General features: G+C 50.8%; 14 protein-coding genes. 6 read left to right on the top strand and 8 right to left on the bottom strand.

Going from position 1 to position 15,692, the window contains the following annotated elements:
* Window positions 1-58 precede the first annotated feature (58 nt).
* From pgaA to pgaD, 4 genes are read left to right on the top strand one after another with little or no spacing between them, the layout of a single operon-like run.
* Complete coding sequence (gene pgaA, locus JK223_RS10495; RefSeq protein WP_212714139.1) at window positions 59-2,497, top strand: poly-beta-1,6 N-acetyl-D-glucosamine export porin PgaA; 2,439 nt, start codon at window positions 59-61, stop codon at window positions 2,495-2,497.
* Between the two features lie 2 nt (window positions 2,498-2,499).
* Window positions 2,500-4,518 (top strand): poly-beta-1,6-N-acetyl-D-glucosamine N-deacetylase PgaB, encoded by a 2,019-nt coding sequence (gene pgaB, locus JK223_RS10490; protein ID WP_212714138.1) that lies wholly within the window; start codon window positions 2,500-2,502, stop codon window positions 4,516-4,518.
* Window positions 4,511-5,845, top strand: a complete 1,335-nt coding sequence (gene pgaC / locus JK223_RS10485; RefSeq protein WP_212714137.1) for a poly-beta-1,6-N-acetyl-D-glucosamine synthase — start codon at window positions 4,511-4,513, stop codon at window positions 5,843-5,845. The genes pgaB and pgaC overlap by 8 nt, the downstream gene beginning before the upstream one ends.
* Window positions 5,842-6,327, top strand: a complete 486-nt coding sequence (pgaD, locus tag JK223_RS10480) for a poly-beta-1,6-N-acetyl-D-glucosamine biosynthesis protein PgaD (protein WP_212714136.1) — start codon at window positions 5,842-5,844, stop codon at window positions 6,325-6,327. Before pgaC ends, pgaD begins: the two co-directional genes overlap by 4 nt.
* Window positions 6,328-6,464: 137 nt before the next feature.
* On the opposite strand, the gene JK223_RS10475 is transcribed toward pgaD, so the two are convergent.
* The 8 genes from JK223_RS10475 to JK223_RS10440 form a co-directional block, all read right to left on the bottom strand.
* A complete protein-coding gene (locus JK223_RS10475; RefSeq protein WP_212714135.1) occupies window positions 6,465-7,385 on the bottom strand; it encodes a glycosyltransferase family 2 protein in 921 nt (306 codons plus the stop codon).
* Window positions 7,385-8,674, bottom strand: a complete 1,290-nt coding sequence (locus tag JK223_RS17160; protein ID WP_212714134.1) for an O-antigen ligase family protein — start codon at window positions 8,672-8,674, stop codon at window positions 7,385-7,387. The genes JK223_RS10475 and JK223_RS17160 overlap by 1 nt, the downstream gene beginning before the upstream one ends.
* A gap of 885 nt (window positions 8,675-9,559) precedes the next feature.
* The gene (locus JK223_RS10465; protein ID WP_212714133.1) at window positions 9,560-10,087 is read right to left on the bottom strand and encodes a GNAT family N-acetyltransferase; all 528 of its coding nucleotides are present in this window, start codon (window positions 10,085-10,087) and stop codon (window positions 9,560-9,562) included.
* Between the two features lie 299 nt (window positions 10,088-10,386).
* On the bottom strand, window positions 10,387-10,686 hold the full coding sequence (locus JK223_RS10460; protein ID WP_212714132.1) for a putative quinol monooxygenase: 300 nt from the start codon (window positions 10,684-10,686) through the stop codon (window positions 10,387-10,389).
* A gap of 281 nt (window positions 10,687-10,967) precedes the next feature.
* Window positions 10,968-11,636 carry a methionine ABC transporter permease gene (locus JK223_RS10455; protein WP_212714131.1) on the bottom strand — a complete coding sequence of 223 codons (669 nt, stop codon included), beginning with the start codon at window positions 11,634-11,636 and terminating at the stop codon, window positions 10,968-10,970.
* Window positions 11,624-12,412 carry a methionine ABC transporter ATP-binding protein gene (locus tag JK223_RS10450; protein WP_212714130.1) on the bottom strand — a complete coding sequence of 263 codons (789 nt, stop codon included), beginning with the start codon at window positions 12,410-12,412 and terminating at the stop codon, window positions 11,624-11,626. The genes JK223_RS10455 and JK223_RS10450 overlap by 13 nt, the downstream gene beginning before the upstream one ends.
* Complete coding sequence (locus JK223_RS10445; protein WP_212714129.1) at window positions 12,405-13,211, bottom strand: MetQ/NlpA family ABC transporter substrate-binding protein; 807 nt, start codon at window positions 13,209-13,211, stop codon at window positions 12,405-12,407. Before JK223_RS10445 ends, JK223_RS10450 begins: the two co-directional genes overlap by 8 nt.
* Window positions 13,212-13,238: 27 nt before the next feature.
* Window positions 13,239-14,255, bottom strand: coding sequence for an isopenicillin N synthase family oxygenase (locus JK223_RS10440; protein ID WP_212714128.1), 1,017 nt, complete (start codon window positions 14,253-14,255; stop codon window positions 13,239-13,241).
* A gap of 435 nt (window positions 14,256-14,690) precedes the next feature.
* On the opposite strand from JK223_RS10440, the gene JK223_RS10435 reads away from it, so the two are divergent.
* Both JK223_RS10435 and frmR read left to right on the top strand, forming a co-directional pair.
* Window positions 14,691-14,957 (top strand): hypothetical protein, encoded by a 267-nt coding sequence (locus JK223_RS10435; protein WP_212714127.1) that lies wholly within the window; start codon window positions 14,691-14,693, stop codon window positions 14,955-14,957.
* Between the two features lie 434 nt (window positions 14,958-15,391).
* Window positions 15,392-15,667, top strand: a complete 276-nt coding sequence (frmR, locus tag JK223_RS10430) for a formaldehyde-responsive transcriptional repressor FrmR (RefSeq protein ID WP_212714163.1) — start codon at window positions 15,392-15,394, stop codon at window positions 15,665-15,667.
* Window positions 15,668-15,692 lie beyond the last annotated feature (25 nt).

The following is a 15,692-nucleotide window of genomic DNA, read 5'->3' as shown; positions in this document are numbered from 1 at the left end:
CATTCACAAATAATCCGGAGACAACCTGAGCATGCCGACTTCAGGGAAAAAAGCCAGGATGGATAGTCAAATCCGATCAGCACTGCTGATGATGAAAAATAAAAAACGGGTGATTTACCTTTGCTCTTTACCGCTATTTTTCCCGCTGACCGGCCAGGCTGATAATTATGACAGGATGGTCATTCAGGCCCGGGAAGGTAATTCTACCGAACTCCTGAACTACCTGGCTGAATATTCCACACAACGGACACTGACGGCCAATGAAATTGCCGACTGGCTGCAGGTCGCCGGATGGAATAATAATGATCTTCTGGTACAACAGATACGTGATAAATATTCTTTACGCAGCGATCTCCCTGCCCGTGCCTATGCGGCTATCGCTTCGGCCGAACGTAACAGGAAACAGTGGGCGAGGGCAATTCACTACTGGGATCTCGCCCTGCGTCAATCCCCGGGTAATGCCGATTACCTTAAAGCAAAATCAATGACAGAAGCGGATGCCGGTCAGTACCGTTCAGCAGCAGAGACCGCTTCGCTGTTACGTCATCAGCCCTCTCAGATACCGTACCCGTTAGCCTTAGCGTATCTCCGGACCCGTGAACAAAAACCTTATGATGCGTTGTTCTACACAACTCAGGCAGAACAACTGGCGCCGGAGGATCCGGAGATCAAAAAAAACCTGACCGGTCTGTACTCTGCCACTCGCCTTGCGCTCCCTGCGTTACAAAATGCTGAACAACTCGCGTTACCTCCGGCTGTCCTGCGGGAGAAAGAACTCGATTATGCCGCCGGACTGGTGCGTAATGCATTAATCCCTGCCTCTGATGAAAAAAATCGTTTCCGGACTGCAGACTATGCACTGCAGTATTATCACCAACGACTGACCGCATGGCGTGACCTGCCCGCCGCGAGGGAGCAGCGATTACGGGCCAGGATCGACCGGCTGGGTGCGTTTCTGGCCCGGGAGCAATATGACGAGGTGATCCGCGACTACCGCGAAATCATCGGCCAGGGCCACACCATTCCGGATTACGCGAAGCCCTGGGTCGCTTCTGCCCTGCTTGCCCGCCAGCAACCTGCCCATGCCAGGGCCTTATATCCGCGGATATTACCGGACCCGGTCGCGGATGATCAGGTAGAAACACTGTTTTATTCGATGACAGAAAACAGCGATTATCCGGCCGCAGAACAATTACTGGCCAGGCAGTCAGCCCATACGCCATGGAAAAAAAATGTCTGGGGCCTGCCCGTGCAGGAGCCCAACGATGCCTGGCTGAGTCTGCAGGCGCTCAATATCGATTATCTGTTAGCCACCGGCGATTATCCCGCGGCTCTGAACACCAGTCGCCGCAGGGCGGAAAGTGCCCCGGGGAATCAGGATTTAGCCATCCGTTATGCCACAGTCCTCTCTGCACGCGGCCTGGATCGTCATGCCGAACAGGTGCTTAAGCGGGCTGAAAGTTTAAGCCCGGATAATCTTTCTCTGGAAACCGCGCAGGCTTACAACGCCAGCAGCCTTCAGGAGTGGTCACAGATGGAAAGCCTGACCGATGATGTCCTTTCCCGTGCCCCACGCGCCACAGCCGTCCGGCAGCTGGATCAGTATCGTCAGTTGCACCACCTCTGGGAATTGCGGGCAGAGACAGGGAAAGGTTTGCATTCTGATAACCCTGTGACCGGCAGTCATGACCTTACCGTCAGCGCACGGCTCTATACGCCGCCCATCGCCACCAACTACCGTCTCTTTACCGGCGTGCAGACGGAACAGAGCCGTTTTGAAGAAGGAAAAGGTCGCGCGCAAACCCCGCTACTGGGGCTGGAGTGGCGGGGACGGGATAATCACCTGGAGGCGGAACTAAACCATCAGACCGGAAAAGTCCCGTCGCGCACCGGCTTTCGCCTGTATGGCTGGCATGATTTTGATGATCACTGGCGTTTGTCTGCACAGGCCGCCCGTTTCTCCACCGAAGCTCCTCTGCGCGCCCGACGGAATAACGTGACTGCCAACAGTGCCGGCCTCGCCCTGCGCTGGTACCAGAATGAACGACGTGAATATCAGTTTTCACTACAGCCCTCCGAATTCTCTGACGGCAACCGTCGTCTGGAGTTTCAGCTGGCAGGGAAAGAACGGTTATGGACCGCCCCCCGTTTCAGTCTGGATTTTACGCCGGAGGTAAGCGCCAGCCGGAACAGTCAACAGGAGGTTGCCTATCACAGCCCTGATGCAGACCTGGCCGTACTTCCCGGACTGAGTTTAAACCATCAGATTTATCAGCACTACGACACCGAATGGACCCAGCAGATCGTCGCCGGGGCCGGCGTTTATCAGCAAGACCACTACGGCCGCGGAACCCTGCTCCGTCTGGGCTACGGGCAGCGTGTGCAATGGAATCAGCGTTTTGAAACAGGTGCCATGCTGACCTGGGGACGTCAGCCCTGGGACGGTCAGTATGAAAATACGCTTTCTGCACAGTTTGATATGACTCTGAGGTTTTAAGGATGATTAACGTTAAAAAGTTTTTGTTATTACTCACCGTGAGCAGTGCCCTCCTCGGCGGTAGTGCGACTGCCGCGCCGGTGCAATTTACCCCACCGTCAGAACGTAGCCATCCCGAATCACAACAGCCCTGGCCTGCCAATAGTTTTCTGACGATTGCCTACCATGATGTGGAGGATGGCGGGGCGGATCAGCGCTATCTGGCCGTCAGAACCAGCGCACTGATTGAACAGATGAACTGGTTACGCGATAACGGTTACCATCCGGTCAGTATCCGGCAGATCCTTGATGCCCATGACAATAAGCGCCCCCTTCCTCCGAAAGCTGTACTCCTGAGTTTCGATGACGGTTACCGGAGTTTCTATGATCGCGTCTGGCCACTCCTTAAGGCCTGGAACTGGCCGGCGTTATGGGCTCCGGTAGGGAGCTGGATCAGTACGCCTGCGGATAAAGCCATCGACTTTGGCGGACTGAAAACACCCCGGGAGAAATTCGCCACCTGGCAGATGGTGAAAGAAGTCAGCGACTCCGGACTGGTAGACATCGGGTCCCATACCTGGGATGCACATTTCGGGTTAACCGCCAATCCTGAAGGCAGCCTTGAGCCGGCCATGACGACCCGCCGTTATCATCCGCAAACTAAAACCTATGAAACTGAAGCTCAGTTTCAACAGCGTATCAGTCTCGATATTGATAAAGTGACCCGTAAGATTCGTCAGGTAACCGGTAAGACTCCCGAAGTTCTGGTCTGGCCTTACGGGGCTGAAAGCGGCATGAGCTTTCGTCTGGCTCAGCAGCAAGGTTATAAAATGGCTTTTACCCTGTCTGAGGGGCTGGGGAATGCTGCCAGACTGAACAGTATCCCGCGGGTGCTGATCTCCGGTAACCCTTCACTGCAAAGCTTTGTATCGGCTATCTCGGAAACCCGCAACCAGTCCGCCGTCCGGATGGTGCAGGTCGATCTTGATTATATTTATGATCCGAACCCGGCCCAGCAGCAAAAGAATATCGATCAATTGATCCAGCGGATCTACGACATGCGGGTCAGTCATGTTTTTTTGCAGGCCTTCGCCGACCCCAAAGGGGATGGTCTGGTCCGCTCCCTCTATTTCCCCAACCGCCACCTGCCGGTCCGTGCGGATTTATTTAATTTTGTCTCATGGCAGCTTCAGAACCGGGCGAATGTCAAAGTGTATGCCTGGATGCCGGTACTGTCCTTTGATTTAGATAAAACGATCCCGCGGGTCACTGCCTGGTCCGATAAAAAAGGACTGGCAAAAACGGAGGCGGATCAGTACCAGCGCCTGTCTCCGTGGAGTCCGGCCGCACGGCAACAGATCACCGAAATTTATCAGGACCTCGCTGCACATGCCTCTTTCAGCGGTATTTTATTCCACGATGATGCCCTGCTCTCAGATTATGAAGATGCCAGCCCGCCCGCACTTGCCGCCTATCAGAACGCTGGTTTTGGTCGGGATATTCCGGCCATCCGTCAGTCTCCGGTCGAATTCCAACGCTGGACTGAATATAAAAGCCGCACGCTGACCGACTTCACCTTATCTCTGCTTCAGGCCGTCAGAGCAATACGCGGGCCGCAAATTGAATCTGCCCGTAATATTTACGCGGAACCGGTACTGAATCCGCAAAGTGAAAGCTGGTATGCACAAAATTTATCTCAATTTTTAGCGGCTTATCGCTGGACGGTTCCGATGGCCATGCCGGCGATGGAAAATATTCCGGTTGACCAGCAATCACTCTGGTTGCAGCGACTGGTGGAAAAAGTCCAGTCCATTCCCGGGGCTAAAGATAAAACGATTATCGAGTTGCAAAGCGTTGACTGGCGTCAGCCTCCGCAGAAACAAACGCTCACTGATCAGACCCTGGCGGACTGGATGAAACAGCTACAGCTTTTGGGCGTAAAAAATTATGGCTATTACCCGGACAACTTTTTGCGTAATCAACCCGGGATGTCAGTGATTCGACCTTATATTTCCTCGGCCTGGTACCCTGCTCATGACTGATCGCATTATTACTTTCGTTATTCTTTGCCTGGTGCTGAGTTTTCCGCTGGGATTTGCTGCCACATTTACCGGCGAAATCATGCTGAATTTTGTTTTTCTGTGGCCGCTTTTTATGGCAGCACTCTGGATAACCGGAGGGATCTATTTCTGGCTGCATCGTGAAAGGCATTGGTCCGCGATACCGGAAGATCTCAGCAACGGTCAGGAGCCTCCGCCGCTTATCTCGATGCTGATCCCTTGCTATAACGAGGGTCCGAATGTCAGAGAAACCATTACCGCCGCCCTGCAGCAGAACTATCAGAACATTGAGGTTATCGCTATTAATGATGGTTCATCCGATGATACCGCGGAGGTGCTGGATGAACTCGCTTCTGAGTATCTGCAACTCAGGGTCATCCATCTGGCAGAAAACCAGGGAAAAGCTATCGCATTACGGACCGGCGCCGCAGCGGCAAGGAGCGACTTTCTGGTCTGTATTGACGGAGATGCGTTGCCCGCGCCCGATATGGCCGCGTTTCTGGTGGCTCCGCTTATCCGCTACCCCAGAGTCGGCGCTGTCACCGGTAACCCCAGGATCAGAACGCGTTCCACTCTGGTCGGTCGTATTCAGGTCGGTGAATTCTCTTCCATTATCGGGCTTATTAAACGGACCCAGCGGATCTATGGCCATGTCTTCACTGTTTCCGGGGTGATCACCGCATTCCGTCGTACCGCGCTGGAAGAGGTGGGTTACTGGAGTCCGGATATGATCACCGAAGATATTGATATCAGCTGGAAGTTACAGCTACAGCACTGGTCGGTGTTTTTTGAACCCCGCGCGGTATGCTGGATCCTGATGCCGGAGACGATCAAGGGCTTATGGCGACAGCGTCTGCGCTGGGCTCAGGGAGGCGCGGAAGTCTTTGTGAAAAATATGAAGCATATCTGGTCACTGGAGTATAAGCGGATGTGGGTACTCTTCGCCGAGTTTATGCTTTCCACCCTGTGGGCTTTTTCCTACGCCATGAGCGTTCTGTTGTTCCTGCTCGGGCTCCTCTTTACGTTACCGAAAAACTTACAGGTAGAAAGTATTTTTCCCCCGCACTTTACCGGACTCACACTGGCTATCGTATGCCTGATCCAGTTTATGGTCAGTGTGATGATTGAACACCGTTATGAGAAGAATATCTTTCGCTCACTTTTCTGGGTGATCTGGTTCCCGGTGATTTACTGGATGCTGAGCCTGTTTACCACGCTTGTCGCTTTCCCGAAAGTGATGCTCAGACGTCAACGCCAGCGCGCCCGCTGGAATGGATCAGATCGTGGACTGGAGAGGTCATCAAAATGAATCCACAACCTGTTATTATTACAGAACCCCGGCCGGTTCCGCGTATGATGGATGCCTTACTGACCCTGCTCGCCTGGGTAGGATTTATCTATCTGATTTATCGGGAATATTACGTCTTATTCTCGGACGTCAGTGACGGTTCATCCCCGACATCATCCGGTCCGGTGATCCTGCTGTATTACGGTTTTTTTGCGTTTCTCTATATCGCGATATTTATTCTGTGGGCGCAATATAACCAGCATTTTTTCACTAAAGAACGCCGTCAGAGAAAGAAGGTTCCGGATGAACGAACCCTGGCACAGAGTTTCAGTATTACGGTTAACGAACTTGAAATATTGAATCATCACAGGATGTTGCGGGTACACCATGATCCGCGGGGAGGGATTACCCGTATTGATAAGCTCAGTCAGGCGGCACGGCAATCAGGGTCAGCTCCTCAGGCTGAGACTCATTGCAGCCACAGTGCATCGCTTTATCATTGACGCAGAGGCCGCTGACGGTATCCGGCCACGCGGAGCCTTATCTGTGCCGCGGGCTGGCTTCCGGCAGCCATAGCGTGACACCCGTGGCACTCTGAATACAGTGAGGGCCACAAAGTACAGACTCTGTGACCGCCACGTTACTGCCTGACCCTGTCGAGGGTCAGTAGTTTTCGTTTATAGCTCACCCGGATCCCGGGGTCGGTAATAAATGAGAAATAGCTCACCCGCGCAATATGCTTTCTGAGCAATGTCAGGGTATCGGTGTCTTTAATCCGGTCGCCGTATCTGACAAGGATGTCTATCCAGTGACATATCACCAGATTTTTATAGGCTTTATAAAACAGCGTATCGAGTTTTTTTGTGGCCTCAATCAGACAGCCCAGCTTCTCTGCACTCATGGAATTAGACAGACTGTTATGATTCTTCAGGTACTGATAGAAGCCCACACGGGAATAGAGGATCTTCTCTGCATTTGCCATCACCTCCGGAAAGGTAAATGAATCCTCATAACAGGTGAAATCCGGGAAGTGGATCGCTGACAGGAGATCCCGACGGATAAACTGACCGATAAAATGGGCCTGGATTTCTTTGTGAACCAGATACTTTTTGATCAGTTTCTCTCTGCTGATCCTTTTTGGTTCGAACACAACCGGCCCGGCCGGGGGTTCATCCCCCTCATACACCTCCAGCAGGCGGGTCAGAAAGACATCCGGTGCTTCTTCTTTTAACAGCGTCAGCGCGTTAAAAAATGCCTGTCCGGAGACGATATCATCGGAATCGACCATGGTAATATAATCACCGAGACAATGGCGGACCGCAAAATTCCTGACCAGCCCGATATTGCGGAAACTGACTTCATAGTAGCGGGTGGATGCGACATTTTTAGCCGCGAACTCGCTGATAATACGGGATGTCCCATCTTCAGAGGCATCATTGATAATAACAATCTCGCAGGCGTCCTCCCCCGGAGAGATAGCCTTCACGATACTGTCCAGCGTGCGCTCTAATGTCTTTTCTGCATTGTGTGCAGTGACAACAATACTTAATACAGGGTTCATTAGTCCCCCCTCACCCGGGATATCTCTTTACCTGACATAATGACAGCACTTAGTACTATGACGACTGAAGAGAGTAAAATTATTTCATCAGCAATAAAGAGTACGTCTGTTAATCCGTAAAATATCATTGCAACCATTGGTACAGAGATACCATTCATTAAACCGAATTGTTTTCTGACCCCGAGGGTAAATACATAATAAAAATATAACAGCACCAGGAGTCCGAAAATCCCAAACACTGATAAATACTGAATCACTTCATTATGCAAATGCACATCCAGATATCTGTTCACATCCGAGTCTTCCTCTCCGGATGAGCGCAGGTAGCCGCGTATAAAATCGTTTCTTTGATGGAGTGTCTCACCAAACGGACGTTGCTCAAACGAGAGTAATCCGACTTTCCACATACTGAATCGGGCGCCGAGCGATGTACGGTCATTATCGTTTTTATAGAACTGAACATCTCTGATAGCTTCATCGGTGCGATGATCAATAATATGGTGGTTAGATGAGACAGAAATAGCCAGAAGCAGTAACGAAGCCAGACAGGACAGGGGTTCCTTCCTTACCTGGAAAAGATGAAAAGTAATCACTGCGATAAGAAAAGTATGAATCCCCATCGCCGCGCGGGTCTGGGTATGGAAAATAACGTAAGTAGAAATAATAATCGTACAGAAAAAAGTAATATTTTTTCTCAACCGGTTTTTATCATAGGCCAGCGCCATCATTAACGTCAGAGAAACAAAAGAATAGGCATAAGCACTCATTGTAGGCCGGTCAATCCCTAACAGAACTCTGTCGCTGGAGTTCAGCGCCTGATGAATACCTGACAGTGACGCTGCCAGGAAAGTTATCCATAGGGCAACTAAGGAATAACGTTGCAGTTTCTCTTTTGATAATAATGCGTTTCGGTAGGTCGATAAGATAAAGCTGATAATAAAGAAGGAAAGAATCATTCTTTTTGCCGGCGTATAAAGCAGATAATCGCCCTCGCCGGAAACAGCGCACCACAATGACCAGAGAAGAAATAAGACTCCCATGATCAGGAAAGGCAGAGAAAGATTATTAAGACTTTTCTTTATTCCCTGACTGAAAGTAAATAAGATAAACCCCGGAACAGAAACATAGCCACAAAAATAAAAAAAATACCTGCTTAACTTTCCATCAACAAAAAAAGTGACGCTGGTTAATAACAGTAATAGGAAAGCGGCTAAAGACATCTTAGTCATCACTGCTGAATTACATCTCATTTTCAATAAGTTCCTGTAGAAACATCGAGTAATCCTCACACCCCTGGTACTAAAAATAGTTATTAAGATGAGGATTTGACATCAGGTCAGAATGGAAAGTTCCCGCTCTCGTTACCGGAAACAAATACCAGGAAAAACAGAATCATAACACCCGCAGTATTACTGCGTAAAGCAAACATCCTGAATCTTCTGTTACAATAATGGGATGATTTACCCAATATCTGCAGATCACTGCAACATTATTGACCGAAAAAAGTAAACCAGCGTGCTGCGATTTTTCAATAAGATACCTTTACCAGGTAAAATAATAATCATTATCTATGACACTTCGTGTTCACCTGAGGGCGGCCCTGAAAACCAACCCCATAATGATATTATCCCTTTGACAGTAAAAAGGATCATAACACAGGGCCATTTATGTTGAGCGTGACACAGAACATCATCCTCTTTCGTAGTACCAGCAACACTGAAGGGGTTAGGGGTTAGGGGTTAGGGGTTAGGGGTTAGTCGTAAGAAGTTAGCCGTCAGAAGTTGTCTGCTCAGCCGGCGCCGGCAAAAGAAAACAGGCGGAGCCGAACATGGATCTCCCGGCGGACAGGGGTTTCCGGTATTTTCGGTTGTCGTACCGGCCTGTTCCGCAGAGGGATCCGCCCCGGCATCGTTTATCGTCAGGGCATAACGTCTGTTTTGCTACAACCCCGGCAGAAAGGTCTTAGAAGGCGCATCGGTAAAGCGGCGCCCGCAGGATAAGCTGTAAGCAGGGAGACCAGCAGATGATTTGAAGCCGGGTCCGTCCCGGCCCCCTGAGGCAGGCAGCTTATCCCCCTGCCGCACCCGCTGTAATGTCGAATCCTGTGTCTGTGGGTGGGTGTTTGGCCCTTCCCCGCATGGCATAACCGCCCGCTGAAACAGCTTACTGACAGATCACTCGTGACTACTTACCGGCAGGCCCCCGGCCTCCTGAACTTCCAGCCCCATCATCAGGACATCGACATACTGGCCGTTTCTCAGCGCAGACTTCGTTCTGACCCCTTCTTCCCGGAATCCATATTTTTTATATAACCCGATGGCCGGCTGGTTATCGGTAAAAACTTCCAGTTCAACTTTTACCGCCCCCAGCCAGTGAAAAGAATACCGGAGAGCAAATTCAATTAATGCAGAACCTACGCCTTTACCTGTATGCTTTTCATCAACAAACATGCCCAGATTCGTGGTGTGCCTGAGCCGGGGATGCTGAGGATTACGCACAGTAATAATGCCGGCTAATTCTCCGTCCGCTTCGGCAGCAAAATGATAAATCCCATCACGGCCGTTACCGGCTAATCGTTCATTCCAGTCATTCAGTGACTGACAGGGCATCGCCAGGGTATTTTCCTGAACACTTTGCTGACAAGCGATCGTCAGGTACCGCGCCGCATCTCCTGCCTCTGTACTTCTGATTTTTATATTCATAGTGATTTTGCGACGTTTTGCAGCCAAAAATACCGTCAGACGGGCCGATACGTTGCACCGTCCGCCCCGATTTACGTTGATGCTTTACACCAATATGCTATGCAACCCACTGTTTTGTAGAGCAGATACGACGAAGATGTCACGGTTTTGTCTGCCCGCAGCCCCTCTGGTAACGGGAGAAATCGCCTGACGGACAACAACTGCGGGGCGTAAGGGGAATGGCAGTAATACAGCACAGCGGGGTAAGCTCATCTGAGAGGCCAATGGCCTGTCAGATGAGAGGCAGTGACACCGTTATATCAGAGCGCCGGAGTCACCGGGATGTCAGATTCTTCATGAATACTGTATTCTCTTGAAATAGCAGCTGTTTTCTCCCACCACTCAGAGTTGCGTGTTCTGGTCTGATGACCGTCGAACGACCGCTGATCCGTATACAGCTCTTCCACCTGCCAGATCAACGGATCGTCACTTTCAACCACTTCAAACAGCAGACATCCGTCCTCTGCACGTGATAATCGTTGATGTTCCGGAAGATAACGACGAATAATCGCAGAATCCTCCGCTGTTTTCGCTATCAGCCGGCCTGTCAGTCTGATCATAAGTTCCCCGTGAGTTATTTACGTAGTGTTACTCCTGATACCACTGTAGAACAGAACGCTTATTGCAGGACAGTCTTTATTCTGTCGCTCGCGATGATATACATCGGCGCGAGTCAGGAGACAGGCAGACTCAGCCATGGGCTGTTACCATCAGTCAACCGGTGGTCTTCAGGCGCCAGGCATCATTTTACCTTGCGGTGATCGGAACGGGACCAACGTGTACCTGGCACCCTATCCTGCTGCCCGGCAGAACAAGGATGCCCTGGTCACTGAGCCAGGCATCAGCGCCAGCGGGCCAGAAACCGTACCGCGGAATCTCCGGCTTTCTGCACTCCCAGGACCATCAGCAGCAGCATAACAACCGTCCCTGCCATGATATTATGATCGAAACGCTGATACCCATACCGGATAGCAAGATCACCGAGTCCCCCGCCTCCGACAACCCCTGCCATGGCTGAAAAACCGATCAGCATCACGATGGTCAGTGTGATCCCTGCAACCAGCGCAGGCAGCGCCTCAGGCAACAGAACACGGCTGACAATATGCCAGAGATTTCCGCCCATCGATTCGACCGCTTCAACAGGCCCGGCATCGACGTCGGCTAAGGCATTTTCCACAATTCGCGCAAAAAAAGGAAAAGCCCCCAGGGTTACCGGCACGATCGCGGCAGTCGTCCCCAGAGTGGTTCCGACAATAAAGCGTGTCACCGGTATCACTGCAATAAGTAAAATAATAAACGGTAAGGCCCGGCCAATATTGACTATCCAGTTAAGCAGCAGAGAAATAAAACGATTCGCCAGCAGCCCGTGCTGACGGGTCAGAAACAGCAGGACCCCGACCGGTAAGCCGATCGCGACCGTAAACAGCGCAGCCACCATCACCATATAGACCGTTTCCCAGGTACCACTAAGCATCAGCGCCTGAAACTGCGGCCAGTCTACGCTACGCATCTCGTTTCTCCCTCACTGAGGTATCTGGCACGGAATGCCCGATCCGTTTCACCGTCCTGCAATAACAGGTGACGGAGTTTTCCGTCAGGGCGCGCCATGATCTGCGGCAGCGAACCGCTCTCCTGCAATACCCCCTGTTCCAGTAACGCCACCTCGTGACAGATGCGTTTAACGACCATTAATTCATGGGTGATCAGCACGATAGTGATATTCAGTTTTCGATGAATTTCCGCCAGCAGATCCAGTACCGAGCAGGTAGTTTCCTGATCGAGCGCACTGGTTGCCTCGTCACACAGCAGATATCCGGGGTTGGCGGCCAGCGCACGGGCAATCCCCACCCGCTGTTTTTGTCCCCCGGAAAGACGCGCAGGCCAGCTGCCGGCAAAGTCTTCCAACCCTACCAGTTGCAATAACTCTGTGACCCGCTGTTTCCGCCTCACCTTATCCATCCCGGCAATCTTCAGAGCCAGTTCAATATTCTGACTGACCGTACGAGAATGAAGCAGATTAAAATGCTGAAACACCATCCCCGTCTGCTGCCGATACTGCCGCAGGGCGGCCGGGCTGAACGCCGCAATATCCTGCCCGTCAATCAGCACACGTCCCGAGCCGGGAGATTCCAGGCGATTGATACACCGCAATAGTGTGCTTTTACCGGCACCACTGCGTCCGAGAATGCCAAAAATCGTCCCCTTGCCGATCTCCAGCGACACATTATTCAGCGCAGGCTGGTCTGCACCGGGATAGTGTTTGGTGACCTGTTGAAAACTAATCATGCGATGGACCCGCCACCGGGATCACCGATCCCTGGTACGTTTTTCTGATAAATTCGGCGACCTGAGGTGAGGTCAGATCTTTTGCCAGTTCCTGAATTCGCGGGTCATTCACCAGTTCCGGACGGGTGACCAGCAGATTGGCATAGGGATTATTTTTCGCCGATTCCAATCCCAGCGCATCCCGGGCAGGTACAAGCCCGGCTTCCAGCGCATAATTACCATTGATGACCGCCGCATCCACGTCATCCAGTGAGCGAGGGATCTGCGGTGAGTCTACCGGGATAATTTTAATTTTCTTCGTGTTATCAATAATATCGGCCTGTGTCAGCAGGGTTGATGTGCTGTCACCGGTGGCGTTAAGTTTCAGCACTCCCTTATCCTGCAACAACCGCAGCGCACGGCTGAGGTTAGAAGCGTTATCAGGAACAGCGATGGTGGCGCCGACCGGAAGTTCCGCCAGGGATTTATACTTATGAGAGTAGATCCCCAGCGGTTCGATATGAACAGCCGCCACCACCGCAAATTTTTTCCCCAGTGCTTTTTCCTGATCTTTCAGATAAGGAAGGTGCTGAAAATAGTTAGCATCCACATCGCCGGAGGCCAGTAATTCATTCGGGTTAATCCCTCCGCCACTCATCTGAACAATGCTCAGATCTAATTTCGGATCAATTTTTTTCACATAAGCCAGTATTTCGGCGTGAGGAACCGGATCCGCAGCCACCCGTAAAGGCGCGGCGTACAGGTTTTGGGACAGCAGTAAAGCTAACCCGGCAAGCGTGATACTGGTTTTTTTGATCATTGTTGGCACTCTCCTGACAGACAAAAGTTATTCAGTGTTAAATTCGGGATAAAAGCGTTTAGCGACTTCCGGATGTGAGCGCAGACGACCTTTCAGGTAATTCCAGCCGACATCCCGTAACAGTGGGTTCAGAGGGTCACTGGCAGCTCCCCTGGCCTGTTGTGCCAGCGCATCGGGAAGCGGGTAAACCGGTACCGTGGTATCCAGTTGTGCTCCCAGGAAAAAGGCGACCGACAACCTTTCCCGGGCCTCTGCGGGTGAAACAACACGATGTACGGTGGCACGCAGATAACCGTTAGTGGCCAGTTCGAGTAATTCGCCGATATTGACCACAAAGGTCCCGGCCATAGGGGTGACGTCCGTCCAGGCCCCCGGAGAGACTTCAACCTGTAATCCCCCCTGCTGATCCTGTAACAATAAGGTCAGAAATCCGGAATCCTTGTGTGCGCCCACTCCCTGTCCGGAAGCGGTTACCGGCTGTCCGGGGTAACGGATGAGCTTAATATGCTCGTTCGGCAGGGAACCGTACAACGCATCAAATGCCTGCTCCGGCAGCGATAACGACACGGCCAGAGCGCGTAATAATTTCAGGGCGACTGCGGTCATTTCATGCTGCCAGCGGGTCAGCACATCTCTTAAGGCCGGTAACATCACCGGCCACTGGTTTGGCCCCTGCAGTCGCTGCCATGCCGGTCCGTCGGGAGTATTTACGGCAACCCGTTCAGCGCCGATATCAAATTGTTCACGGTAATCGGGGTGTCCACGGGTGATTTCTACTCCGGCACGGTTATATCCGCGAAAATGAGGGGAATTCGCCATCCTGACCGTCAGTTTATCGGCTTCAGGTAACTCAAAAAAACGCCGTGCTATTTGCTGTACAGTCCGGATAAGTTCGTCAGAAATTCCGTGTCCGCGGAGATAGAAGAAACCGATGTCCCGTGCTGCTTTTCGTAATTGCTCAGACAACTGTTTCTGCTGGCAGGGGTCACCCTGCAGCAGAGAGAGATCGATCACCGGTAACCGTATTTTGTCTGTAGATGTCATAAGCCTGGCCTGCCACTGGGAACTCAGAGCATCATGCCATTGCCAATCTACTGGCTCTACCAACTAATATTTCTGACCATATGCAAAAAAGATAATAAGTCTGTGCCCGGCCGCTGGTACCCTTTTGCCATATCATGTCCACAGCAGAAGAATAAACGTCAGAACATATTAAACAGAGACTATTGATTTACACGCTGCCATTACCTGTGAGTCGTCCGGAAATATAACACCCCGGCATCAGCACTGCTGATTAGCCTCACCACCCCCCATCCAATAATAATGATGCCACGCTTAATGTTAAGATATTCTCAAGCACTGATGATCACGTGATTTATTATATTTTTCGGGTTATACGAATATTCTTAATGATAACGAAAAACTCCCTGCTACGCTTAATAGTGAATCATTATTCATCATTAAAACAGAGGTGCATCAATGAGTGATCATCAGGTTCAGAAAACACAGGTGGAATTTCTGCAGGACGTTACGTCACAGCTAAAAGAAATGCGTCATTATGCACAGACAAACAGTGAAACCTTGTCAGCACAATGGCTGGCCTTCGATGCCGGTGAGTATAAGAATAAGCAATTTGCACAACGTATTGACACGTTATTAAACCAGCAAGGAAAACTGCTTGATGAACTGGAATCAGTTATTCAGGATATTGAAATCTCCGTGAATCATACTGAGCAGGAAAGTTAATTTTCAAAACAGGATGTTTATTCTGTAATTTAATGACCTATTCTAAAGAGCTACGATAATTCAGGTAAAGCCCGTAATTCTCCTCCGGGCTTTGCTTTAATAATATGCAGACGACAGCATCATAAAAAATAAAATAATTATTTAAACGTTCACGGTATCAACGCAGCTTCGGACGACTTCCTTAATTTTTTATTCCTGTGATCCCCCCGCCCTGACCTGTTAAAAATCATATATCATTTTACTGAGTTTTCCCGGATGAATCCGGTGCAGGTCGACTGACGAAGCATCCTGGTAAAGATTATTTTTCCTTCCTGAATTATCAGGCACATACGTTTCTGACAACCAAAACAGAAGGAAAAATTACGGATCACACTTCACATACTATACTCCCATATAGTATATTTGTGCCGGTAATCTCAGTGAGAGTATTCAACATGCCATCCACTCCGGAAGCAAAAAAGAAGACCCTGACCCGGGTCCGGCGTATCCGCGGGCAAATCGATGCCCTGGAAAGAGCACTGGATGAAGGGGAAGAGTGTCGGGCTATTCTGCAGCAAATCGCCGCCGTGCGGGGCGCAGTCAATGGACTGATGGCCGAAGTGCTGGAAAGCCATATCAGAGAAACCTTTGACGGTACTGAGACCGATAGCCGGTCACTCAATACGTCAGTTAACGATACCATCGGGCTGGTTCGCGCTTACCTTAAATAGCCGTATCTGCCCTCAGTCACAGGAA

It is taken from the genome of Tatumella sp. JGM118 (assembly GCF_018257515.1).
GTDB classification, from domain to species: domain Bacteria; phylum Pseudomonadota; class Gammaproteobacteria; order Enterobacterales; family Enterobacteriaceae; genus Tatumella; species Tatumella terrea.
Note: the sequence above shows the minus strand (reverse complement) of the source record. Positions and strands in the feature narration are given on the sequence as shown.

What these genes read in the sequence shown, in the direction of transcription:
- frmR (WP_212714163.1), top strand. Translation starts at nt 15,392, where the DNA reads ATGCCATCCACTCCGGAAGCAAAAAAGAAGACCCTGACCCGGGTCCGG.
- JK223_RS10475 (WP_212714135.1), bottom strand. Translation starts at nt 7,385, where the DNA reads ATGAACCCTGTATTAAGTATTGTTGTCACTGCACACAATGCAGAAAAG.
- JK223_RS10440 (WP_212714128.1), bottom strand. Translation starts at nt 14,255, where the DNA reads ATGACATCTACAGACAAAATACGGTTACCGGTGATCGATCTCTCTCTG.
- JK223_RS10465 (WP_212714133.1), bottom strand. Translation starts at nt 10,087, where the DNA reads ATGAATATAAAAATCAGAAGTACAGAGGCAGGAGATGCGGCGCGGTAC.
- pgaD (WP_212714136.1), top strand. Translation starts at nt 5,842, where the DNA reads ATGAATCCACAACCTGTTATTATTACAGAACCCCGGCCGGTTCCGCGT.
- JK223_RS10445 (WP_212714129.1), bottom strand. Translation starts at nt 13,211, where the DNA reads ATGATCAAAAAAACCAGTATCACGCTTGCCGGGTTAGCTTTACTGCTG.
- pgaB (WP_212714138.1), top strand. Translation starts at nt 2,500, where the DNA reads ATGATTAACGTTAAAAAGTTTTTGTTATTACTCACCGTGAGCAGTGCC.
- JK223_RS10450 (WP_212714130.1), bottom strand. Translation starts at nt 12,412, where the DNA reads ATGATTAGTTTTCAACAGGTCACCAAACACTATCCCGGTGCAGACCAG.
- JK223_RS10435 (WP_212714127.1), top strand. Translation starts at nt 14,691, where the DNA reads ATGAGTGATCATCAGGTTCAGAAAACACAGGTGGAATTTCTGCAGGAC.
- JK223_RS10460 (WP_212714132.1), bottom strand. Translation starts at nt 10,686, where the DNA reads ATGATCAGACTGACAGGCCGGCTGATAGCGAAAACAGCGGAGGATTCT.
- pgaC (WP_212714137.1), top strand. Translation starts at nt 4,511, where the DNA reads ATGACTGATCGCATTATTACTTTCGTTATTCTTTGCCTGGTGCTGAGT.
- pgaA (WP_212714139.1), top strand. Translation starts at nt 59, where the DNA reads ATGGATAGTCAAATCCGATCAGCACTGCTGATGATGAAAAATAAAAAA.
- JK223_RS10455 (WP_212714131.1), bottom strand. Translation starts at nt 11,636, where the DNA reads ATGCGTAGCGTAGACTGGCCGCAGTTTCAGGCGCTGATGCTTAGTGGT.